This is a genomic window from Streptomyces synnematoformans (assembly GCF_039531005.1).
Lineage (GTDB): Bacteria > Actinomycetota > Actinomycetes > Streptomycetales > Streptomycetaceae > Streptomyces > Streptomyces synnematoformans.
The window spans coordinates 1-885 of the sequence record NZ_BAAAPF010000722.1; the positions used below are offsets into that span (position 1 = coordinate 1).

The 885-nt window shown below is 80.9% G+C and carries 1 protein-coding gene; it reads right to left on the reverse strand.

The window, feature by feature from the left end; translation table 11 throughout:
- On the reverse strand, positions 1-885 hold an 885-nt coding region (locus tag ABD317_RS37345), incomplete at both ends, for an SAV_2336 N-terminal domain-related protein (protein ID WP_344296570.1).

Here is an 885-nt window from a genome sequence, read left to right on the forward strand (position 1 = left end):
CGTCGCGTCGAACGCGGCGAGCGTGGCGGCAGGGCCGGGGCCGGCGTGAGCGCCGAGCGCGGCGGCGGCCGGGGCGGTGAGCGTTCTCCCGGCGGTGGGGCGCACCCAGCCGGCGGCGCCGGGCAGCGAGAGCCCCTCGCCGGCGGCGAGCAGCCGGGCCCAGGTGCCGACCGCGGCGGGCTCGGGCGCGAGCACCGGCAGCCGCCCGGCGTCGGACGGCGGCGTGTCGCCGCGGGTGCCGGGGCGGAAGTCCAGCGTCGGGTACGGGCCGGGCTGGCGGACGAGCAGCCCGGGCAGCGCCGGGAACGGCATCTCCCGCCAGCGCCGGTGCGGCAGCGGCTGGACGACGGCGACGGGGGCGGTGCCGAGCCAGCCGTGCAGCATCCGCTGCATCCGCCCGTCGCGCCACATCGGGCCCGCGCAGTCGCTGAGCACGAGCGTCAGCCGGCGCCCGCCGGGGTCGTGCAGCTGGCCGGCGTCCTGCAGCACCGACGGGCGGCCGGCCTCGCCGGTGCAGCCGACGCCGCCGTCGGGCAGCGGGTGCAGGCGGTGCACGGTGACGTCGCGGAACGCGCCGGAGCGCTCGGAGACCGTACGCAGATCCTCCAGCAGCCGGCCCCACACCTCCATGGCGGGCGAGGCGTCCATGAGCAACTGCAGCGTGGCGCGCCGCCGCGGCGTCCGCAGCACCGGGATGACCAGGTCGGCCCGGGCGCTCAGCTCCGCGGTCTCGTCCTCGTCCAGCTCGCCGGGCGCCACGGCCGCCACCCGCGGCTGGTAGCGCCGCAGGGGCCGCAGGGCGCGCTGCAGCGGCACCAGCGCGGGGAGCGCGGGCGGCGCCGGCACGCCGACCCGGCCGAGCTGGCGCTCGCCGCGGGCGTCCGC